The sequence below is a fragment of the Streptomyces sp. WG5 genome, assembly GCF_049974565.1.
Taxonomy (GTDB): Bacteria; Actinomycetota; Actinomycetes; order Streptomycetales; family Streptomycetaceae; genus Streptomyces.
Window position 1 is genome coordinate 1 of the sequence record NZ_JBNGGC010000006.1, and the last position, 21,113, is coordinate 21,113.

Consider the following 21,113-nt stretch of genomic DNA (forward strand, 5'->3'; position numbering starts at 1 on the left):
GGCCGGTACCGAGCTGCTGGAGGAGCTGACGCTGGAGGCGCCGCTCGTCCTGCCCGAACGCGGCGCACTCCAACTGCGGTTGTCGCTGGCCGAGCCGGACGCGAACGGGCGGCGGGCGCTGCACGTGCATTCGCGCCCCGAGGCCGCGAGCGGCGAGAGCGGCCTGGACGTGCCGTGGGCCCGGCACGCGAGCGGTCTGCTCTGCCCGGTGTCCGCGGCGACCCCGCCGCCGGCGCAGGACGCGGCGGTCTGGCCTCCGGCCGGGGCCGAACCGCTGGACGTGACGGGTCTGTACGACGGCTTCGCCGCCGTCGGGTTCGCGTACGGCCCGTCGTTCCGCAACCTGCGGGCGGCCTGGCGCCGCGGTGACGAGCTGTTCGCCGAGCTCCTGCTGCCCGACGAGGCCTTGGCCCAGGCCGCGCAGTTCGGGGTGCACCCCGCGCTAATGGACGCGGGCCTCCACGGCATCGTGCTGGGCTCCTCCCTCGTCGCCGACGACGAGCAGCGGGGCGAGGACGGCCCCCGCATGCGGCTGCCCTTCTCCTTCGGCGGTGTCGGCCTGCACGCCGTCGGTGCCGGTGCGCTGCGGGTGCGCCTGGCCCCCGCGGGTTCCGGCGCGGTCTCGCTCGCGGCGTTCGACGAGCGCGGCGAACCGGTGGTGTCGGTCGAGTCGCTGCTGCTGCGGGAGATGAACCCCGCCGGGTTGCGGGCGGCCGGCCCCGCGTTCCACGAGTCGCTGTTCCGGCTGGAGTGGCCCGCCGTGGCCGGTGGCACCGCCCCGGCGGGCGGAAGCTGGGCCGTGGTCGGCACGGACCCGTTCGGCATCGAGGCCGCGCTGCGGGGAGCGGGCGTCCCGGTCGAGGCGTACGCGGACCTGGACGCGCTGGCCGGCGTGGTGGCGGCGGGCAAACCGGCACCGGACACCGTGCTGGTCCCGTGCGTGCCGGCGGGCGCCGCGAGCGCGGCACGGGTCGCGGAGGAGGCCCGGCACGCGGCGCACTCCGCGCTCGGGCTCGTCCAGGCGTGGTCGGCCGAGGAACCGCTCGCCGCTTCACGGCTCGCGTTCGTGACGCGCGGCGCGGTCGAGGCCCGGCCCGGCGAGGGGGTGCGGGACGTCGCCCAGGCGGCGGTGTGGGGCCTGGTGCGATCGGCGCAGTCCGAGAACCCCGGCCGCTTCCTGCTGCTCGACCTCGACGCCGAGGACGACGGCGGCGACGACCCGGCGAAGCTCGGCCCGCTCCTGGCGGCCGCCGCTGCCGCGCAGTCGTCCGGCGAGCACCAACTCGCCCTCCGAGGGGGAACACTGCACGCCGCACGGCTGGCCAGGGTCCCCGCGGCACGGCCCGAGGCCACCGAACCCGCCGAGTCCGCCGAGCCCGCCGAGGAGGCGCAGGTCCCCGCCCTCGACCCGGAGGGCACCGTCCTCATCACGGGCGGCACCGGCGTGCTGGGCGGCCTTCTGGCCCGGCACCTGGCCACGGAACGGGGTGTGGGGCACCTCGTGCTGACCAGCAGGCGCGGCCCCGACGCCGACGGTGCCGCCGAGCTCGTGGCCGACCTCACCGCGCTCGGTGCCGAGGCGACCGTCGTCGCCTGCGACGCGTCCGACCGGGAGGCGCTGGCGGCGCTGCTGGCGGGCATCCCCGCCGAGCACCCGCTCACCGCGGTCGTCCACGCGGCCGGCCGTCTCGACGACGGACTGGTTCCGTCGCTGACCCCCGAGCGGATCGACATCGTCCTGCGTCCGAAGGTGGACGCGGCCCTGCACCTGCACGAGCTGACCCGGGACGCGGACCTCGCCGCGTTCGTGCTGTTCTCGTCGGTGGCCGGCACGCTCGGCAACCCCGGACAGGCGAACTACGCGGCGGCGAACGCCTGTCTGGACGCCCTCGCCCAGCACCGGCGCGCGGCGGGGCTGCCCGCGGTGTCGCTGGCGTGGGGACTGTGGGAGACGCCCAGCGGGATGACCGGCGAGCTCACGGCCGCCGACATGCAGCGTCTGGCGCGCGCCGGACTGTCGCCGCTGACCTCCGGGGAGGGCCTGGCGCTGTTCGACACGGCCTGTGCCCTTGCGGCCGCCGGCGGCGGGACGGGAGCGGACACGGCCGACGACGGCGTCCTGGTCGCGATGCACCTGGACACCGCGCCGCTGCGTGCCCGGGCGGAGGCCGGTGCCCTTCCAGCCGTCTTCCGGGGGCTGGTGCGCGGTGGGTCCCGCAGGGCCGCCGGGCAGAGCGCCGGCGAGGCGGCGGCATCGGCGGCCGCCCGACGGCTCGCGGAGCTGCCGGGGCTGTCCGAGGAGGAGCAGGAGCGGGTGCTGCTCGACGTCGTGCGCGCACAGGTCGCGGCCGTGCTCGCCTACCCCTCGCCCGACGCGGTGGGGGAGACCCAGGAGTTCCTGGAGCTGGGTCTGGACTCGCTGACCGCCGTGGAGCTGCGCAACCAGCTGAACGCGGCGACGGGCCTGCGGCTGCCTCCCACCCTTGTCTTCGACTACCCGACACCCATCCTGGTCGCCGGACTGCTGCGTGCCGAACTCGCCGGGGCTTCCGGGGACGCCCAGTCGGCCGCGGGCGACGCGGGGGGTACCGGGGACGAGGGCGCCGGAGTGTTCGGCGCGATGCTCCAGGAGGCCGGAGCACAGGGCACCTCGGGGCAGTTCATGGAGATGCTTATGCAGGCCTCGCGGTTCCGGCCCTCGTTCGCCTCGCCGGCGGAACTGCGCAAGGCGCCCGCCTTCGTGCGGCTCGCCCGGGGTGAGAAGCGGCCCGGAGTGGTCTGCTTCCCCTCGATCCTGTCGATCTCGGGCCCCCACCAGTACGCCCGGTTCGCCTCCGGGTTCCGGGGGCACCGGGACGTGTGGGCACTGGGCGTGCCGGGCTTCCTGCGCGGTGAGCAGCTGCCGACGTCCGTGGAGGCCGTGATCGCCGCGCAGGCGGAGGCCGTGCTGCGGAACACCGGCGGCGAGCCGTTCGTGCTGCTCGGCCACTCGTCGGGCGGCATGCTCGCGCACGCGGTCGCCGCGCGGCTGGAGGGCGCGGGAACCCGTCCCGAGGCCGTGGTGCTGATCGACATCTACTCGCACGACGACGACGCGCTCGCGGGCCTGCAGCCCGGTCTCGGCCAGGGCATCGCCGAGCGCCAGGACAGCTATGTGCCGGTCGACGACACCCGTCTGCTGGCCATGGGCGCCTACTTCCGGCTCTTCGCGGGCTGGAAGCCGACGCCGGTGACGTCCCCGACACTGCTGGTCCGGGCCGGCGAGCGGTTCTTCGACTGGTTCCGGCCCACCGACGGCGACTGGCGTTCCTACTGGGACCTGGAGCACACCGCCGTGGACGTGGAGGGCGACCACTTCACGATGATGGAGCAGCACGCGGCGACGACCACGCGGGCCGTGGAGGACTGGCTGACCCGAACCCTCTGAGCGGGCCCGCGGCACGCAGCCCGCGGGCCGCGGGTGGAACGGCGGAGGGCCGGTCCCCACCACTCGGGTGGGGACCGGCCCTCCGCCGTCGGCGCCGTATCAGGCTCCGCGCCGCTCCCGCTCCCGGGCACGCTTCTTCGGCAGCCCCACCGTCACGACCTCGAAGGAGTCCTTGGTGAGGTCGAGCCGGTGGAAGAGGGTGTCCGGCCCCGTGACGCACACCGCGCCGACACCGAGCCCCTTCAGGCCCGCGACCACGTTCGGCCAGTGGATCGGCCGGTCGAAGGTGTCCAGCATCATCGCGCGCAGCCCGGCGGCGTCGCGGACGACCGTGCCGTCCACGTCGTTCACCACGGGAAGGGCAGGGTCGGCGAGTTCGTACGCTCCGAACACCTCCGCCTCGGCCTTGCGGCGCAGCTCCGAGAACGACGCGGCATGGACCGGCGGCCGCATCGAGTACATGGAGTAGCCGCCCGCGGCGCTGATGCGCGCCTTGAGCCCGTCGAGCTCCTTCTCCTGCACCGACAGCATGTGGAAGCCGGTGTCGAGCCGTCCGGAGACGTCGTACCAGGCGCCGCGGTCGTCGAGTTCAGCGAGGATCGCGTCGAACGGCTCCTGCGGCACGCGGACGAAGCAGTGGGTGACGACGTCCTGGTAGGCGCCGGCGAAGTACTCCTCCTCGCAGCGGGCGCACTCCGCGGTGAGCCGCACGACGTCCGCGAAGGACAGCGAGCCGACGAAGGCGGCGGCGGCCTTCTGGCCGAAGCTCGGTCCGGCGCAGACGTCGGGGGAATGGCCGAGGGCGTCCACAGCCCGGTCCGCCATGGCCATCGAAGCGATCAGGAAAGCGATCTGCGAATAGGCGGAGTAATCGCCCTCCGCGGCGCGAAAACGGTCGAAGAGCGAGAAGCCGAGCGCTTCGTCGGCCTCGGCGAGGCGCTGGCGGGCGTACGGGTCGAGCAGCAGGAACTTTCCGATCTCCGAGAAGGACGAGGGCCCCATGCCGGGAAACACGATGGCCGTGCGGTTCCGCTCCTCGGCGTCGCCGGAATGCGGTTGCCGGGAAAGGGCGGTGATGTCGTTCTCGAAAGTCGGCTGTGAATTGCTCATGAGGTGGATGCCTTTGCCGCCGGCCGGTCGCCCGGTCATGGTCGGTGTACGTCTGGAGCGGTCGGGAAAGAGCGCTCGGACAAGGGGGGTGCTTCCGCCGGACGGGCCGGACGAAAGCGGCCCCGCGCACCCGGCCGCGCGCGGTGCGCATGGCCGGGTCCACGAGGCGCTGGGTGGTGCGGAACACGGAGTACGGGACACGGAGCGGGCGGGACGCGGACCTGTGCCGCCGGATCAGTCCTGGGCCCGGCGCAGGAAGCCCAAGATGCCGATCGTCCCGAAGATCACGATCGCCGCGCTGAGCGCGGTCAGGTCCACCCATAGAGGGATCGATGCGGGGCCCGCCGGCAGCATCAGGTCGCGGATGCCCTCGCTGACGTACGTCAGCGGGTTGAGGGTGCACAGCACCTGGAACCAGCGCAGGTCCGTCAGGGCCCGCCACGGGAACTGGGTGCAGCCGGTGAACATCAGCGGGGTCAGCGTCACGGCGAAGACCACGCTGATGTGGCGGGCCGGGGCGAGGGTGCCGATGGTCAGCCCCACCGTGCTTCCCGCGAGCGCGCCCATCAGCAGCACGCCCAGGGTCGGCAGGAAGGTGTCCAGGGGCCAGGAGACGTTGTCCAGGACCAGCAAGCCGATCGGGATCATCACCAGGGAGGCGATGACGCCGCGCAGCGTGCCGAAGACCATCTTCTCCACGGCGACCAGGGTGGTCGGGATCGGGGCGAGCAGGCGGTCCTCGATCTCCTTGGTCCAGGAGAAGTCGATGACCAGCGGCAGCGCCGTGTTCTGCAGGCTGACCAGGAAGCTGTTCAGCGCCACGACGCCCGGCAGCAGGACCTGCTGGAACCCGCCCGCGGTGAAGCCGAGATCGCCCAGCACCTTGCCGAACACGAAGAGGATGAACAGCGGCTCCACGAGCACCTGCGCGAGGAAGATGCCCAGTTCGCGGCCGGTGACGAAGGTGTCCCGCCAGAGGATGAAGAAGAACGTGCGGGTCGCCGTGCGCACGCCGGTGCGCTCGGGGCGCAGCTCCTCGGGGAAGCCGGCGACGGGGTCGGGGGCGGTGGTCGCGGTCATCGTAGCTCCCGGCCGGTCAGATCGATGAAGACGTCCTCGAGGGTGGCGGTGCCCACGTACAGGTCCCTGATGTCGCAACTGGCGTCCGCCAGGACGGTGATGACCGTCGGCAGGACCGAGCCGGACGGGGCGTCGCTGTAGATGCGCAGGCGGACCGGGGCCTGCTCGCCGGCCTGCTCCGTGTCCTCCTCGTGCTGCACCGCTTCGACCCGCTCGACGGTCTCGATGCCCTCCAGCAGGCGCGTGACGCTCTCCGCCCCCGGCTGCGCGGGCTGGACGGTGAGCGTGAGCGCGGTGCTGCTCAGGCTCTTGAGCAGCGCCTGCGGGGTGTCGAGGGCGAGCAGCCGGCCGTGGTCGACGATGCCGACGCGGTCGCAGAGTTTGGCGGCCTCGTCCATGTCGTGGGTGGTGAGCACGGTCGTCACGCCCCGCGCGCTCAGTTCGGCGATGCGCTCGTGGATGAACAGACGCGCGTGGGGGTCGAGCCCGGTGGACGGCTCGTCGAGGAACAGCACGTCCGGACGGTGCATCAGGGCCCGCGCGATCATCACCCGCTGGGCCTGGCCACCGGACAGCTCGTCGCCGCGGGCCTTGCGGCGGTCGGCCAGCCCGACCCACTCCAGGCACTCGTCGGCGAGCCGGTTGCGCTCCGAGCGGCTCATGCCGTGGTAGCCGGCGTGGAAGACCAGGTTCTGGCGCAGGTTCAGCGACCGGTCGAGGTTGTTGCGCTGCGGCACGACGGCGAAGGCGCGGCGCGCCCGCGCCGGGTGGGCGGCGACGTCGACTCCCTGGACGAACGCGCGGCCCGCCGTGGGGGCGACCCGCGTCGTCAGGACGCCGATGGTCGTCGTCTTGCCCGCTCCGTTCGGCCCGAGGAATCCGAAGACCTCGCCCCTGCCCACCGAGAAACTCAAGCCGTCCACCGCGGGCCGGTCGCGGCCCGGGTATTTCTTGACCAGCCCGTCCACCACTACGGCGGAATCCGTGGTCTGATGTGATGTCATTGACGCCTACGAATCGTGCGGGACGCGGCAACGGCAGTCCGGTGATTCGCACGGTAATGTCGTGTGACCGGCCACGCGTCGAGCGCCGACTGAAGAGGACATGGATGGTGCGGATCCTGTGTAGCACAAGGGGTTTCGGCGCACTCCGGTCCCTTGTCGATCTAGGGGGCGGCAGGGAATTGTAAGGGGGGAATAGGGGCTGCCCGGCCGTTTCTCGCATCGCTTTTCCGGTCGCGTCGGCAAACATTGGGGAAAGCGGTGTTGCAGCCCGGTCGGGAATCCCTCTAGCATCGCCGCGTGATCGCGCCGGATTGCATCCCCGGAAATGAATTTCCGGTGGGTCGCGCATGTGCGTTTCTTCCCGCGGGCCCCGGCTCACCGGGGCGGGCGGTGTACGGCGCGACAGGCGCCACTGCCCTCCGCACACTTCCCCCGGGCAAGGAGACCCCGTGAAGGCACTCGTCGTGCCGGCCGAAGGACCGGTCCTCCGGCAGGTCCTGCGCGGCATCGCCGACGCGGGCGTCGTGGACGTGGGTGTCGTCGTCGCCGGCCCGGACGACGGCGTCAAGGCAGAGGCGGGGGACGGTTCCCGCTTCGGTATCAGCATCACCTACCTGCCGGAGCAGCCCGGGCAGGCGGGCACGATCGGTGCGGTGCGCAGCGCCCGGGATTGGCTGGCGGACGACGACTTCGTGCTGTGCGCGGGCGACGGGTTCCCGCCCGGCGGGATCGTGGAACCGCTGGAGGAGTTCCGGGTCCGGCGGCCCGCCGCGCAGATCATGGCGGCCCGGGCCCCCGGTCCCTCCTCCTGGGACGTGTACTTCTTCACCTCGGCACTCCACACGGCCGTGGAGGCGGTGCAGCGCCCGGCCGCGGGCGGCGACGGACTGTCCGACGCCCTCCAGTGGCTGTACGACAAGGGCCTCGCTGTCACCGTGTGCAGCGCCGAACCGGACGGGGCCGGCTCCGCGCACGGGGCGGCCGGGGCAGGGCCGGCCGGGGGATGACGTCCGAGTCCAGCGGCCACGCCCGAGCCGTCACGGACGTCGCGTGCGACGGCGTGGTGCTCATCAGGATCGAGCAGCCGGCCGTCCCCAGCCGATACCGGCTGGTCTGCTTCCCGGACGCGGGAAACTCCTCGGCCTGCTATCTCGCCATGTCCGAACTCCTTCTCCCCACCGTTGAGTTGCTCATCGTCCAGTACCCGCTGCTGGACACGGGGGAGGCGGAGCCGCCGGTGAACCGTCCCGGCCTCACCGACAAGATCTACGATGCGGTGCGCGACTGGACGGACCGCCCGCTGGCCCTTTTCGGCCACCGTCTGGGGGCCGAACTCGCCTACGGTGTCGCGCAGCGGCTGGAGCGGGAGACCGACACCGGGCCGCTGACGCTCTTCGTGTCCGGGCGTCCCGGTCCCGGCCACCGCGGATTCCTGGGGCCGCCCGCTCTCCAGTGCTGCGTCGTCGCCCTGACGGGGGACCACGACCCGCAGGCGCCGCTGCCCGGTGTACGGGCCTGGCGGCGCTGCACGGCCGGGCCGTTCGACCTGGAGGTCTTCCCCGGCGCGCCCGGCTATCTCGACTCGCACCGCCGCGAGGTCGTCAATCTCGTGCACGACCAGCTCATCTCGCTCCACGGACCGGAGCCCGACCGTGCCGCGCCGAAGCAGGGGCCGTAGGGGGCGGAACAGGGGTACCCCGCGATGTGCCCTGGTCCCTAGCGTGACGGGTGGAGAACCGCGTCCACGGGACGGGACCGACAGCACCGCCGCGCAGCGCGCGCATCCCCCGCGATCCACCCCCAGTGAACGGGTCCGGGCACGCCCGCGGCACCGCGCAGACCACGTCAGCACCGGCCACGTTCGGCCCAGAGGAAGGACTCAGTGCCACCGATGACCGCGAAGATCTTTGCAGCAGACTCGGTACGGCTCGTCGAGGAGTTCGAGCAGGACGCCCTCCGCGTGGCCGATGTGCTCCGGGAACACGGGATCGGCCTCGGCGACCGCGTCATGCTGAAGGCCGGGAACTCGGCGAGCTACGTCTGCGTCCTCTACGCGCTGATGGAGGTGGGAGCCTCCATCGTCCTCGTCGACCAGCAGGAGCACGTCGAGGAGACCCGGCGGATCGCCCTGCGCACCGGCGTCAAGGTCACCATCGTCGACGACGAGACCCCCATCGACCAGGGCGCCGACCCCCTCTACCTGTACGAGCTGATGGTCGCCACGGCGGGCCTGCCCTCGGTGCCGCGCAACCTGTCCTGCGACGCGTGGGGCGAACTGCCCGACGGCCTGATCATGTGGACCTCCGGCTCGACCGGCTCGCCCAAGGGCGTGGTCAAGTCCGGCGGGAAGTTCCTGCGCAACCTGCGGCGCAACGCCGAGCAGGTCGGCCACCGCCCCGACGACGTGCTGATGCCGCTGCTGCCCTTCGCCCACCAGTACGGGCTGTCGATGGTGCTCATCGCCTATCTCACCCGCTGCTCCCTGGTCATCGCCCCCTACCGGCGCCTGGACCGGGCCCTGCGCATGGGGCGCGACGCCGGCGTCACCGTCATCGACGCCACCCCCTCCAGCTACCGCAGCATCCTGAGCCTGGTGACCCGCAAGCCGGCGCTGCGCGAACACGTCGCCGGCGCCCGGATGTTCTGCGTGGGCGCGGCGCCGCTGGACGCCCCCCTCGTGGCGGCCTACGTCGAGGAGTTCGGCCTTCCGCTGCTGGACAGCTACGGCTCCACCGAACTGGGCAACATCTCCTTCGCCACCCTCGGCAACCCCGTCGCGTGCGGCCGTGCCATGGACGGCATCCGGCTGCGGATCGTCGACGAGGACGGCCAGGAGGTCGCCGCCGGGCAGCCCGGCGAGATCGAGGTCGACACCCCCGACGCGCTGGAGGGGCAGATCGCCGACGACGGCTCCGTCCTCCCCGTCCCCACCGGATGGCAGCGCACCGGGGACCTCGGCCACCTCGACGACGCCGGCAACCTGCACGTCCTGGGACGCAAGTTCGCCGTGCACCGCATGGGCTACACGCTCTACCCGGAACTGATCGAGCGGAAGGTGGCGGCAGAAGGCTGCCCCACCCGCATCGTGCCGCTCCCGGACGAACTGCGCGGCTCCCGACTGGTCTTCTTCGTCGAGGACGAGGAGCAGCGGGACGCCGGCTACTGGCGGGAGCGGCTGTGCTCGCTGCTGCCCGCCTTCGAACAGCCCAACAGGGTCGTCGTGCTGGAGCAGTTCCCGCTCAACCGCAACGGCAAGCCCGACAAGAAGCAGCTCGCGCGGATGGCCGCCGAGTGACACAGCCCGCCGCCCGGCGGTGGCGGCGGGGCACGGCAGGAAACGACGGGGGAGTCGGCTGGTGCCCGAGATCCGCGCCCGGTCCGCCCGCCCTGGCCCCGCTGCTGACGGGCACGTACGACCCCGCCCTCATCATGGACCGGCCCATCCCGCTCCCCGTCTTCGGCGACATGTGGTTGCGCTGGATCGTCGACGGCGTACGGAACCTGGAGGAACTCCCCGCCGGCATCCGCACCTCGCTGTCCTACGAGGACCAGGACCTGCTGGCCGAGCCGCGCGAGGAGCTGACCCGGCCGGCCGGGTTCATCGGTGTCGAGGCCCGGCCCGACTGGCTGGAGGCCGCCGCCGGCCTTCTCGACGGCGACGGCCGCCGCGGCTCCGCGGGCCTGCTGGACCCGGCCGAACCGGAGGCGCTGCGCCAGTCCTGCGCCGAGGGCACGGCGGCCTTGGCGGGCGCGACCGGCCGGCCGTAGGCACGGCGTCCGAGCCGGAGAATCCCGGGCCTCAGCAGTCGTAGGGCAGGTCGAGGGGCGCGAGCACCTCGAAGAGGTCGCCGGGGCCGGGATTCTCCGGGTGCGTGATGCCGCCCAGGTGCTCCAGGACGCCCCACACGGCGTTCAGCGCCGTCGTGACCGCGCCCTCGGCGAAACCGGCCGTCCAGGAGACGTCGTCGCCGCACAGGAAGAAGCCGCGCTCGGCGGCGGGCAGGCCGCGCTGCATGAACTGGGTGAACAGCCGCCGCTGGTAGCGGTACTGACCCGGCAGATTCGCCTTGAACGCGCCCATGAAGTGCGGCTCGGTCTCCCAGGTGATCGTGAGCGGGTCGCCGACGACGTGGGAGCGGATGTCGAGCCCGGGGTAGACGAGAGCGAGATTGTCCAGCAGGACGTCCAGCCGCTCGCCGGGGGCCAGCGTGGCCATCTTCAGCGAGTCGTCGTTCCAGGTGTACGACAGGCACATCACGCCGGGGCGGTCCGGGCCGTCGTCGAAGAGGTACACCCCGCGCGGCATGCGGTCGGTGAGGGTCATGCTCATCACCGGCTCGCCGGTGAGCGGGTCCAGGTCGTGCCAGAACGGCCGGTCCGTCAGGACGAACAGCTTGGAGGCGCCCATGTAGTGCGTGCGTTCCACCGCGGTCCACAGCGGCGCGGACAGCAGCGCCGGGTCGCACTCCACCCGGTTCAGCAGCGTCCACAGGTGCGGGGTGTACACCACCGCGTCGAACCGGTCGTCGCGCCCGGAGGCGTCGGTGACCCGGAAGCCGCCGCCGTCCCGGACGACCGAACGCACCCGGGGCCGCGCCGAACCGCCGTGCAGGGACGCCAGGGACGTCCCCGCCGGCCAGTGCGCGCAGTGTTCCGGCCGGTGCTCCCACAAGCCGTACGGTAGCCGCTGGGAGCCACCGGTGATGGCGACCTGGTTGTCGTCGGCCTCGGTGTAGACCACGCGCAGGATCTCGAGCAGCGAATTGGGGAAATCGGTGTCCCAGCCGCCGGTGCCGAAGCCCACCTGGCCGAAGATCTCCCGGTGCCGGAACGACTGGAACGCCGAACTGGTCGCGAGGAAGCCGTAGAAGGACTGGTCGTCGAACTCCCGGACCAGCCGGTTCCACACCCGCTTCAGCGTCTCGGTGTCCCGCCGCTGGACGGCGTCGCGCATCGTGGCGAGTTCGGCCCGCTCCTGCAGGGCCTTCTCCCACGCGGAGGCCACCTGCACGTAGACGTCCGGGAGGTCGTCGGCCGCCCGCGCCCGGTGCCGCTCGCCCATGAGGTGGATCAGGGTGCTCGGCGTGCTCGGCGCCAGCGGATTGGGGAACGGGGTGGTGCGCAGCCCCAGCAGGTCGACGTAGTGGAACAGGGCCCGGGCGGAGAGCGGGAAGCGCATCGCCCCCATCTCCGCCACGCGGTCCGGCTGCCCGGGGAAGGGCACCGAGCGCATGCGGCCGCCGATCTGCTCCGCCTCGTACACGACGGGGCGCAGGCCCAGGCGCATCAGCTCGTACGCCGCGGTCATGCCCGCCATACCGCCACCGACCACGGCCACCGGGGACCCCAGGCGTTCCGGGGGGAGGGCGCCGAGCCCGGCCGGATGGCGGAGCCAGCCGTCGTACGAGAACGGGAAGTCCGGCACGAGCATGGTGACGGGGGCCGGGCTGACTGACGTCATCGGGAATACCTCTCGGGCCGATTCCGCGGCGCTTCCAGGAAACCGGAGACCGTTCGGGCGGGAGCCGGGCAGCGCGGCGCGCCGGGCCGCACGCCCGGGGTACGGGACACCGCGGCCCGCGGCCCGCGGCTGCGCAGTCGCACCGGCAATGACGCTATTTCGGCGGGAGTCGGGGCAACAACCCCTAGGAACCCTGGTAACGGGCCGTGCCCGGACGGGTTTCCGGCACCGCAGCGCGGGCTGCGGCGGGGAAGCCGATGGCCGTGACGACGAGCCCGCGGTCCGCGAGCCACCGGCCCGTGAAACGCTCGGCCAGGCGGCCGTCGGGAGCCCGCCGCGGCCGCAGGATGCGCGCCGAGAACGTGCCCTGCGGCCGGGCGGCCGTGCCGTCCTCCTGGAACGCGATGTCGGCGTCGTCGAAGTCCAGTTCGGTGCCCACCAGCGGGTACCAGGTCTTGTAGACGGCCTCCTTCGCGCTGAACAGCAGCCGGTCGCGGCTGAACCGCGGCATGGCGCCGCCCGCGCGGGTCCTGCGCGGCCAGCCGCCGGCGGGTCTCGGCCACCCGGGCCCGGCACCAGTCGTCGCGGCCGCGGAACGGGTCGGGGTGGAGCAGGTACTCGTCCGTGCACACCACACCCGCCTCGTGCGCGCGGGCCAGCGACCTCTCCTTGGTCGAGGTGCCCGCCACCCGGAACGTGTAGTCGTAGAGCATGAAAAGGGGCGCCACCCGCACCGGCCCGCCCGAGCCCTCCCACAGCGGCCAGTCGTCCTCCGGGGTCAGGACGCCGAGCCCCCGGCACATCTCCACCAGGCAGCGGTAGCGCTCCTCGCCCCGCAGCTGCACCGCGTCCTCGCGCGGAGTCCACAACTCGTGGTTGCCGGGTGCCCGTACGACCTTCGCGAACCGTCCGGCCAGCAGACCGAGGGCCCATGCGATGTCCTCGGTGAGCTCGCCGACGTCACCGGCCACGATCAGCCAGGCGTCGTCGTGGGAGGGCCGCAGCGACTCCGTGACCGGCCGGTTGTCGGCCATGCCGACGTGCAGGTCGCTGACGGCGAGCAGCCGCGGGCCGGGAGACGGTGCCCCTCCCCTCGGGAGGGGGGCGTGGGGTGTGGCGGGGTCAGGCGATATGGGCGACATCGAGGTCCAGACTGACCGGCAGGTCCCTGCGGTGAGAGATGTTGATCTTCCGGTAGACGCGGGTGAGGTGCTGTTCGACGGTACTCACCGTGATGAAGAGCTTCGCGCCGATCTCCCGGTTGGTGTAACCCTGTGCGGCCAGTGAGGCCACCCTGCGCTCCGCGTCCGTCAGGCCCGCCGTCGCCGCCGGCTGCGGTTGCTCGGGGGCCTTCGGCGCAGCCTGGCCCGGCTGCTCGGACTGCAGGGACTGACGCAGCTTGTGGGCGCCGCAGCCTTCGGCGATCCGCCACGCCCTGCGGGTGTGCAGCTTGCTCTGGACCGGGTCGCCGAGCTGCTTGTGGGCCTGCCCCAGATCGGTCAGGGCACGCGACAGCTCGTAACGGTCGCCGCTGGACTGGAGGAGCGAGACCGCCTCCGACAGCAGCGGTGCGCGCTCGCCGAGGGGCCGCGCCGCCGCCAGCACGTGCAGCGCGATCCCGCGGACCCGCGGTCCGGCGTCACCGGTGAGCTGCTCCCGCGCGAAGTGCTCCACCTGGTCGTGGCTGCCCAGTGCGAGCGATGCCTCCGCGACCCCGACGCGCCAGGGCGCCAGCGTTGAGCGGTCCATGCCCCAGCGCCTCATCAGCCGGCCGCATGTCGTGAAGTCCCGCAGGGCCGCGTGCGGACGGCCCGTCTCCAGCTCGTGCCGCCCCCGCGCGTACAGGTACTGCAGCCCGTAGCGCGTCGCGAACATCTCCTCGGGCACCGGCCGGCCCACGACCTCGGCGGCGGCCTCGTGGTCGCCCATGGCGGTGCACGCCTCGATCAGGACCGACAGCGGGGCCCCGATGCCCACGCCCCAGCAGTGCGGGGGCAGGTCCTCCAGCGCCTCCTCGACCAGCCGCCGCGCCTGCGTCAGGTGGCCGTGGCGCAGCGCCATGTGGGCCCGGACGGTCCGCAGGATCGCCGTCGAGCTCGCGGGCCAGCGGGCCGTGACCTCCGCCAGCAGCCGGTCGGCCCACTGCGTCGCCGTCCCCAGCCGGTCGGCGTAGACGAGAGCGAGCAGGCAGGCCTGCACCGTCGGCTCGGTCTCCTCCGTCAGACGGAGGGCGGCGAGGATCCGGTCGGCGGTGTCGGAGAGGCGGACGTCCTCCCGCGCGGGCGATGTCCCGCCCCCGCCGTCCCCGCCCGCGCCGCCGGCGAGCGCCCCGTGCAGCGCCGCTGCCGCCGCCAGCCGGCTCTCGTTCGGCCGGGACACCGGGACCTCTGCCGCGCTGCCGTGCAGCGGGGCGAGTGTCGTCCCGACCCGCTCCAGGACCCCGGGGAACGTGCTCGCCAGGACGGACCGCAACCACAGCACCTCCGCCGCGAGTTCGGCGTCGGGCGGGGACGCGGTCCCTGCCACGTGTCGCACGGCCGTGACCGCGTCGTCCGTCCAGCCGTTCCACAGCAGGTCGCCCACGAGCCGCAGCGCGTCGGCCGCCGGCAGCTGACCGGCCCTGACCGTCCCGGTGAGCGAGCGGACCTGCCGCGGCCACGCGGACGGGGTGACCCGCCAGATGAACCTCGCCAGCGCGATCCGCACTTGCGCGCGCTCGCGTTCGCTCCTGCAGCAGCCCTCGGCCATACGCAGACAACTCACCGCGAAGTCCACCCGTTGTGCGGCCATCGCCTCACGGGCCGCATCTGCCAGCACCTGGGGCGCCCACTCCTCGTCGGGTGGCGTCATGGCGTGCCCCAGCAGCTGTTCCGCGACGAGCAGCGGGGGAGCGCCGTCCTTGTACAGCAGACGGGCGGCGCGCGGCCGGAGCCGCGTCACCGCCTCGTCGTCCAGGCTCTCCACGACCGCCGTCCGCACGCCCGCGTGGCGGAACCGGCCGCCGTCCAGGACACCCGCGTCGGCCAGGGCCGACACCACCTGCAGGACGGCCCGCTCCTCGACCTCCACCAGCCGGGCCAGCAGCGACAGCGGGCTGACGCCACCCAGCAGGGCGATCCCCTGGGCGACACGCAGGCCGTCGGCCCCGACGCGGTGCACGATCAGCAGCGCGCTGCGCAGGAACCGCTCGCCGGCGCCGGGCGACCCGTCCGCGGCGCCGTCGCCGGGCTGGGCCGACGGGCGTTCGTGGGAGAAGTGGTCCTCGACCAGGCCGTGGACGAGCAGCGGATTCCCGCCGGTGGCCGCGTGCAGCGCACCGGCCAGCCGGGCGGTGGCCGCGGTGCCGGCCGGGCCCTCGCCCGGCTCGCCCCCGCGCGCCCGGGCGACGAGCAGCCGCTCCACCCCGGCGACGCTCAGCGGACCGACCCGCACGTGCAACCCCTGCATGGGATGCAGGAGTTCCTCCAGGGCGCCGGGCGGTCTGCGGCGGACCTCGGCACCGATGGTCACGATCACGGACACCGCTTCCGGGCCCGACGACGGGAACCGGCGCAGCGCGTACGACAGGACCTGCAGGGACTGGGCATCGGCGTACTGGACATCGTCCACGGCGATCAGGACCGGTCCCCGTGCGGACATCCTGCCCAGTTCGGCCTCGAAGTACTGGAGGACCTCGGTCGCCACCGGTTCCTCGGCCGTACGCAGGCCGCCCAGCCCTGCCGCCCCGGTCAGTAAGGGCGGCGGGGAACCGGTGGCGGGCTGCCGGGGATCGTGGAGCAACTGCTCCATCACGCCGAACGGTATGGAGCGTTCCGCGGGGGAGCCGACGGCGGTGAGCAGTCCGTGCTCCGCGAGCGCGCGGTCCTCCAGGACGCGGTGGAGGAGTGCCGTCTTCCCCGACGCCACCGGCCCGCTGATCACCGCTGTGCGGCTGGACCCGAAGACCGTGCCCGCGCTCTGACCGGAGGTGAAGGCGACGAGGTCCGCGATCTGTCCATTTCGTTCCACCAGCATGACGTCAGACCTCCGCAATGCGTTGTGAGCTGGCGCCACGGTGGGCGTTTTTCCGGCGCCCGGCCACTGCGCGTGGTTCCGCGTGCGGGATCTCTGAAATGGCGCTTGCGGTAACAAAGGGAAAATCGAAGCTGCTCACAAGGCACATTCTGACACCCCCCGGCCATTCCATTCCGACCCCGTTCCGGACTGTATCAACGTCCCCAGCACGTCGGTATCTCAACCTGTCGCCCGGGTATTGCCGCACAGCGAACATCCGGTGGACGTCCGGTTGCCGGAAGGATGTGTGTTGTCGCAGGTCATGGGTGCATGGCGGCGGGAATAAGAACGGCAACCTCAAAGAACCTCACATGCGGAACGCCGCCCTTTGGGGCCGGGTCCGCGAAGGCGTTCCGGACGGGGCCCGGGATGGAAGTCGCGGAGAATAGGGGTGAGTGTCGCACCCGGCTCGGAGAGCCCGAATCGACCGCTTGCTGTCGTGAACCCGAGAGGTGCCTTGAAATGGGGCTCACAAGCGCGTCGAGCTGCTATATCCGCGTCGCTCGAGCCTCAATGATCTTACGCACCGCTCCTCGCGGAGTAATACCGGGTCGGCGGTGAGGAAGATCACGTTTGCGCCGACAAGTGCCACGCGCCCGCGCTCGGTTGTGCGCAGTCCGGGGACGCGGCGTGGAGCCGGTCACCCGGCTCGCGGCAGGGGCGAGGACCGGCCAATGCCCGGGCGCAGTCGTCCCCTTCGGTCGGTTCCCGCGGCCCTGCGGGAACTGCCCCAGGTGCACCGCGCGATCGATGACCGGCGCCAGGTCGTGGATCCTCGGGTGCCCTGTGCCCGCCACCCGGAGGCAGCGGGGCGAAGCCGCGCGGGACGGCGGCCGTCAGCGGTGGGCGGAGCGAATGTCCGAGGCCGGTGGGCGGTGGGACCGTGGCAGACAGGGAAACGCGGGCACCAGCCCCGGATCAACCTCCCGCAAGGGCTTCCGGCCCGCGCCCGGTGCGCGGACCCGGCCGGCGGGCTCCTCCGCGTGCTCCAGCTCCCGCTTACCCCGCAACACCGTGGACTCCGCCACCCCGGCCGCTCCGGCCACCATGCTGATCCCGCCGTGGCCCGGGACACGGGCCACGGCACCCAGCGTCAGGCGCTGCTGCCCCTCATCGAGATGCGGCACCAACAGCCCCGACACCTCATCCAGCTCTGCCTTCGTCCCCTCCGACACCCTCGCATCCTGCGACCGGACAGCCCGCAGAAACCGAGGAGTTATTGTTCGGCAGTTCCATGGGAGTATCCCTCTGTTGTTCACGTCTTTGTCGATGACGGGCAGGGTTTCCTTTACCGTTGAGCTGAGCGAAGAAATGCTGACCCATCATTCCTTGACCCTTCAAGGGGGGTATAGGGGATGGCTAGGGGTTGACCCGATGTTTGGACCGTACGTAACCTCTCATCGAGAATTCAACCGATCAGGTTGCCCGTTGCATGCTTTCCCGTTGTTGCCGATTACCTACTCCCCGTCTAGGATCCGTGAAGCATTTTCCGATGCCGGGATTGGAGCAGGGCAGCCAGGGACGTACTGCGAGATCGGAGGCCGCGGCGTCGGCGCCATCCCTCGTGGAGGTGTGCTCAATTGGATGGGGTTTGGGGGCAGATCTTGTCGAATTCAGAATCGGATACGATTGCTGTTCTCGGTGCAGGCGTAATGGGACGCAGCATCACCGCACTGGCACTGGGCTGCGGGATGCATGTCATGCTGGTCGACGTCTCGGAAAATATACTGCAGAATGCCCGAGAAGAAATCACCGAGCAATTGCGGCACGGGCAACTGATGGGCGCCTTCCCCGGCTCCCGGGCCGCCGGAACACTGACAACGACGTTTTCCAGCGAGGGCGTGGCAGATGCCACCGCAGTGATCGAGGCGATCACCGAGGATGCCTCGCTCAAGGCGCGAGTATTGGCAGAGATCTCCAGCACGGTCCCCGCCGGGATCCCGCTGATCACCAATACATCGGGGATTCCCATCGCCGAACTGGCGAAGTCGGTGCAGCGGCCCGCGGAACTGGCCGGGGTGCATTTCATGAATCCGGCCTATCTCATCGAGATGGTGGAGGTCGTCCGTGGCCCGCAGACCGGCGACGACGCCATGGCCGCGGTCCTGTCCTTTCTCGGGCGGCTGGGGAAGAAGACGGTCGTCGTGCGCGACGCGCCGGGGTTTGTCACCAGCAGGCTGCTGCATCCCATGATCAATGAAGCGGCGAGAATCGTGGCCGACGGCGTCGCGAGCGTCGAGTCCGTGGACCGTCTGATGCACGGATGCCTCGGCCATCCCACCGGTCCGCTGCGCACCGCCGATCTGATCGGACTGGACAATCTCGCGGACGCTCTGCGACTGCTTGCCGAGCGGACCGGAAATTCCACCTTCGAGCCCTGCGAACTACTCATGGAGAAGGTGCGCCTCGGCGATCTGGGGCGCAAGACGGGGCGCGGTTTCTATGACTATGGAGAGGTGCTTTCGTGAATATGGAGCAGGCAATCCCGGCTGAGGAGACCGAGCAGGAAATCACGGCGTTCGTCTCGCGGCGGGTCGGGGCGGAGGTCCCCGCCGACCAGGACCTCTTTGCGTCGGGGCTGGTTTCCTCGCTGCTCGCGATGGAGCTCGTCGTCCATCTGGAACGGGCGTTCTCCGTGCAGATCCTGGGGGACGACCTCAAGCGGGACAACTTCCGCACCGTCCAGGCCATGACCGCCCTGGTGCTGCGGTTGCGCGGCTCCGAACAGCCCGCCGATGCCTGAGCCGCTCGCAGGCGCCCGGGAGATCGTCGACGACCTTGTCGGCGACCGGGCCGCGGGGTGGGACCGGGCCGGCCTGATTCCCGACGAGGTACTGCGAAAGCCGGCTGCCCGCGGCTTGCTGTGCGCGCAGGTGCCGGAAGCCTTCGGCGGACTCGGGGCAAGCAGCGCGGCGAACGGCGAGTTCACCGCGTACGTCGGCAGCCGATGCAGCTCACTGCGGAGCGTGATGACCTCGCAGGGCATGGCCGCGTGGACCATACAGCGCTTGGGCAACCCGCAACAGCACGCGGCGTACCTGCCGGAACTGGCCGGTGGCCGGCTCGCCGCCGTCGCGTTCAGCGAGCCGGAGGCGGGCAGCGATCTTTCGGCGATGACCACGGCCATTGAACCCGATGGTGACGACGTCGTCGTCCGCGGGCAGAAGGTCTGGACCACCGCGGCTCACTACGCCGACATGATCGTCGTCGTCGGACGCCATGGCTCCGGGGCGGCCGCTGTCGTGGTGCCTGCGTCGGCTCCGGGCGTCACCGTACGCAGGGTCCCGCAGCCGTCCGGCTGCCGGGCGGCGGGCCACGCGGACGTACGACTCGACGACGTGCGGCTGCCCGCCAGTGCGGTACTCGGCGGCGGGCAGCCTTTGGCCCTCCTGGTGACAACCGCGCTGGCGTACGGGCGGATCTCGGTCGCCTGGGGCTGCGTGGGTATCCTCCGGGCCTGTCTCGACGCTGCCCGTGATCACGCCCGAACCCGGCGGCAGTTCGGAAAGCCGCTGGCCGGCCATCAACTTGTCGGTCGCCACCTGGCGAACCTGTTGACCGCTGAGCAGATCGCCACCCGGGTATGTGAACACGCCAGTTGGTGCTGGGACGGCGGCTCTCCTGACATGGTCGTCGCCTCTGTCCTCGCCAAGCAGGTGAGCGCTGTCCAGGCCGCGCAGGGCGCTGCCGCGGCAGTGCAGGTCCTGGGTTCGGCAGCCGCGCACGAGGGCCATGTGGTCGAGCGCGCGTACCGGGACGCGAAGCTCATGGAGCTCATCGAGGGCAGTACGGAGATCTGCCAGTTGATCCTCGCCAACCACGCGGTGTCGATGACGGTGACATGAGACGAAGGAGGAGCCGTGGCTGAACAGACCCCGATCGTGAAGTGCCTGGTGTGGGACCTCGACAACACCCTGTGGCAGGGCACGCTGCTGGAAGACGGCATGGTGACGCCCCCGGCCGCGGTCGTCGAGCTCATCGCCGAACTGGACCGCCGCGGCATCCTGCAGTCGGTGGCCAGCAAGAACGACCACGACCAGGCATGGAAGCAGCTGGAAGCGCTCGGCGTCGCCGAGTACTTCGTTCTGCCGCGCATCGGTTGGGGACCGAAGTCGGATTCGGTGCGGGAAATCGCAGCCGAGCTCAACTTCGCGCTCGACACCATCGCCTTCGTCGACGACCAGCCGGCGGAACGAGCGGAAGTCCAGTTCCATCTGCCGGCGGTCCGCTGCTACGCCGCCGAGCAGTTACCCGGGCTCGCAGCCCTGCCGGAGTTCAGTCCGGCCACGGTGACCGTGGACGCGCGCCGCCGTCGGCAGATGTACCAGGCCGGATTCCGGCGGAAGGCGGCCGAGGCGGAGTTCCAGGGGCCGAGTGATGACTTCCTGCGTTCCCTGGACCTGGTGATGCACATCGAACGCGCCACCGAGGACGAACTGTCCCGGGTGGAGGAACTGACGCTGCGCACCAGCCAGATGAACGCCACGGGAGTGCATTACTCCCTCTCCGAGCTGCGCACGCTGCTGGCCGATCCACGCCACGAGGTACTGGTGACCACGCTCACCGACCGGTTCGGGCCGCACGGCGCGGTCGGCCTCGAGTTGCTGGAGAAGCACGCACACGTCTGGCATCTCAAGCTTCTGGCCACGTCGTGCCGCGTGGTGTCGTTCGGCGCCGGTTCGGTGATCCTCGGCTGGCTCGTCGACCAGGCCGCACACCAAGGCGTCCACCTGGTCGCCGACTTCCGGCGGACCGAGCGCAACCGGATCATGGAGATCGCCTACCGGCTCGCAGGTTTCACCGACGAGCCGTGCGACTGCCGAGCCGGGCTGCCCGCGCCCCCGCACGAGGACATCCAGCGGCTGCATCTGCTCCCGGCGCCTTGTGCCCCGCCGCCCACGATGAATCTGCACGCCGTCAGCCTGCAGGGCGCCTGAGCGCTCCCCGGGCGCGGGAAGTTTCCGACCGGGTGTCGACG

15 protein-coding genes and 2 pseudogenes are annotated in these 21,113 nt (G+C 71.7%); 9 read left to right on the top strand and 8 right to left on the bottom strand.

Annotated elements, in window-relative coordinates; all coding sequences use genetic code 11:
* On the top strand, positions 1-3,427 hold a 3,427-nt coding region (locus tag ACP4IX_RS07820; protein WP_426555083.1), incomplete at its 5' end, for a type I polyketide synthase.
* 99 nt (positions 3,428-3,526) lie between these two features.
* On the opposite strand, the gene ACP4IX_RS07825 is transcribed toward ACP4IX_RS07820, so the two are convergent.
* The 3 genes from ACP4IX_RS07825 to ACP4IX_RS07835 all read right to left on the bottom strand — a co-directional run bounded on the left by ACP4IX_RS07825 (position 3,527) and on the right by ACP4IX_RS07835 (position 6,621).
* Positions 3,527-4,537: an ACP S-malonyltransferase gene (locus ACP4IX_RS07825; protein ID WP_426555084.1), complete on the bottom strand. Its 1,011-nt coding sequence runs from the start codon at positions 4,535-4,537 to the stop codon at positions 3,527-3,529.
* A gap of 234 nt (positions 4,538-4,771) precedes the next feature.
* A complete protein-coding gene (locus ACP4IX_RS07830; protein WP_426525746.1) occupies positions 4,772-5,617 on the bottom strand; it encodes an ABC transporter permease in 846 nt (281 codons plus the stop codon).
* Positions 5,614-6,621, bottom strand: a complete 1,008-nt coding sequence (locus ACP4IX_RS07835; protein WP_426555085.1) for an ABC transporter ATP-binding protein — start codon at positions 6,619-6,621, stop codon at positions 5,614-5,616. Before ACP4IX_RS07835 ends, ACP4IX_RS07830 begins: the two co-directional genes overlap by 4 nt.
* 449 nt (positions 6,622-7,070) lie before the next feature.
* Between ACP4IX_RS07835 and ACP4IX_RS07840 the strand changes: the two genes are divergently transcribed.
* From ACP4IX_RS07840 to ACP4IX_RS07855, 4 genes are all read left to right on the top strand, one after another.
* Complete coding sequence (locus tag ACP4IX_RS07840; RefSeq protein WP_426555086.1) at positions 7,071-7,628, top strand: sugar phosphate nucleotidyltransferase; 558 nt, start codon at positions 7,071-7,073, stop codon at positions 7,626-7,628.
* Positions 7,625-8,299 carry a thioesterase II family protein gene (locus tag ACP4IX_RS07845; RefSeq protein WP_426555087.1) on the top strand — a complete coding sequence of 225 codons (675 nt, stop codon included), beginning with the start codon at positions 7,625-7,627 and terminating at the stop codon, positions 8,297-8,299. Before ACP4IX_RS07840 ends, ACP4IX_RS07845 begins: the two co-directional genes overlap by 4 nt.
* Before the next feature lie 213 nt (positions 8,300-8,512).
* Positions 8,513-9,916 (top strand): class I adenylate-forming enzyme family protein, encoded by a 1,404-nt coding sequence (locus ACP4IX_RS07850; RefSeq protein WP_426555088.1) that lies wholly within the window; start codon positions 8,513-8,515, stop codon positions 9,914-9,916.
* Entirely contained in the window at positions 9,913-10,389 is a 477-nt protein-coding gene (locus tag ACP4IX_RS07855; protein ID WP_426555089.1) for a hypothetical protein, read from the top strand. Before ACP4IX_RS07850 ends, ACP4IX_RS07855 begins: the two co-directional genes overlap by 4 nt.
* Positions 10,390-10,420: 31 nt before the next feature.
* On the opposite strand, the gene ACP4IX_RS07860 is transcribed toward ACP4IX_RS07855, so the two are convergent.
* From ACP4IX_RS07860 to ACP4IX_RS07880, 5 genes and pseudogenes are all read right to left on the bottom strand, one after another.
* Positions 10,421-12,082 (bottom strand): flavin monoamine oxidase family protein, encoded by a 1,662-nt coding sequence (locus tag ACP4IX_RS07860; protein WP_426555090.1) that lies wholly within the window; start codon positions 12,080-12,082, stop codon positions 10,421-10,423.
* A gap of 184 nt (positions 12,083-12,266) precedes the next feature.
* Positions 12,267-12,593 (bottom strand): 4'-phosphopantetheinyl transferase superfamily protein, encoded by a 327-nt coding sequence (locus ACP4IX_RS07865; RefSeq protein WP_426555091.1) that lies wholly within the window; start codon positions 12,591-12,593, stop codon positions 12,267-12,269.
* A 13-nt stretch (positions 12,594-12,606) separates the two neighbouring features.
* A pseudogene (locus ACP4IX_RS07870) lies at positions 12,607-13,224 on the bottom strand (metallophosphoesterase); the annotation flags it as partial.
* A complete protein-coding gene (locus ACP4IX_RS07875; RefSeq protein WP_426555092.1) occupies positions 13,205-16,096 on the bottom strand; it encodes an AAA family ATPase in 2,892 nt (963 codons plus the stop codon). The pseudogene ACP4IX_RS07870 and the gene ACP4IX_RS07875, both read right to left, overlap by 20 nt.
* A gap of 926 nt (positions 16,097-17,022) precedes the next feature.
* Positions 17,023-17,286, bottom strand: a pseudogene (locus tag ACP4IX_RS07880) (ISAzo13 family transposase); the annotation flags it as partial.
* 453 nt (positions 17,287-17,739) lie between these two features.
* Here ACP4IX_RS07880 and ACP4IX_RS07885 point away from each other — a divergent pair.
* Genes ACP4IX_RS07885 through ACP4IX_RS07900 form a run of 4 tightly spaced genes read left to right on the top strand, consistent with a single transcriptional unit; the run spans position 17,740 to position 21,072 of the window.
* On the top strand, positions 17,740-18,603 hold the full coding sequence (locus ACP4IX_RS07885; RefSeq protein WP_426525728.1) for a 3-hydroxyacyl-CoA dehydrogenase family protein: 864 nt from the start codon (positions 17,740-17,742) through the stop codon (positions 18,601-18,603).
* A gap of 2 nt (positions 18,604-18,605) precedes the next feature.
* Positions 18,606-18,878: an acyl carrier protein gene (locus ACP4IX_RS07890; protein WP_426555093.1), complete on the top strand. Its 273-nt coding sequence runs from the start codon at positions 18,606-18,608 to the stop codon at positions 18,876-18,878.
* Positions 18,871-19,980 carry an acyl-CoA dehydrogenase family protein gene (locus ACP4IX_RS07895; RefSeq protein ID WP_426555094.1) on the top strand — a complete coding sequence of 370 codons (1,110 nt, stop codon included), beginning with the start codon at positions 18,871-18,873 and terminating at the stop codon, positions 19,978-19,980. The genes ACP4IX_RS07890 and ACP4IX_RS07895 overlap by 8 nt, the downstream gene beginning before the upstream one ends.
* Positions 19,981-19,995: 15 nt before the next feature.
* Positions 19,996-21,072: an HAD-IIIC family phosphatase gene (locus tag ACP4IX_RS07900; protein ID WP_426555095.1), complete on the top strand. Its 1,077-nt coding sequence runs from the start codon at positions 19,996-19,998 to the stop codon at positions 21,070-21,072.
* Positions 21,073-21,113: the final 41 nt, after the last annotated feature.

What these genes read in the sequence shown, in the direction of transcription:
- ACP4IX_RS07825 (WP_426555084.1), bottom strand. Translation starts at nt 4,537, where the DNA reads ATGAGCAATTCACAGCCGACTTTCGAGAACGACATCACCGCCCTTTCC.
- ACP4IX_RS07830 (WP_426525746.1), bottom strand. Translation starts at nt 5,617, where the DNA reads ATGACCGCGACCACCGCCCCCGACCCCGTCGCCGGCTTCCCCGAGGAG.
- ACP4IX_RS07835 (WP_426555085.1), bottom strand. Translation starts at nt 6,621, where the DNA reads ATGACATCACATCAGACCACGGATTCCGCCGTAGTGGTGGACGGGCTG.
- ACP4IX_RS07845 (WP_426555087.1), top strand. Translation starts at nt 7,625, where the DNA reads ATGACGTCCGAGTCCAGCGGCCACGCCCGAGCCGTCACGGACGTCGCG.
- ACP4IX_RS07850 (WP_426555088.1), top strand. Translation starts at nt 8,513, where the DNA reads ATGACCGCGAAGATCTTTGCAGCAGACTCGGTACGGCTCGTCGAGGAG.
- ACP4IX_RS07860 (WP_426555090.1), bottom strand. Translation starts at nt 12,082, where the DNA reads ATGACGTCAGTCAGCCCGGCCCCCGTCACCATGCTCGTGCCGGACTTC.
- ACP4IX_RS07865 (WP_426555091.1), bottom strand. Translation starts at nt 12,593, where the DNA reads ATGCCGCGGTTCAGCCGCGACCGGCTGCTGTTCAGCGCGAAGGAGGCC.
- ACP4IX_RS07875 (WP_426555092.1), bottom strand. Translation starts at nt 16,096, where the DNA reads ATGCTGGTGGAACGAAATGGACAGATCGCGGACCTCGTCGCCTTCACC.
- ACP4IX_RS07890 (WP_426555093.1), top strand. Translation starts at nt 18,606, where the DNA reads ATGGAGCAGGCAATCCCGGCTGAGGAGACCGAGCAGGAAATCACGGCG.
- ACP4IX_RS07895 (WP_426555094.1), top strand. Translation starts at nt 18,871, where the DNA reads ATGCCTGAGCCGCTCGCAGGCGCCCGGGAGATCGTCGACGACCTTGTC.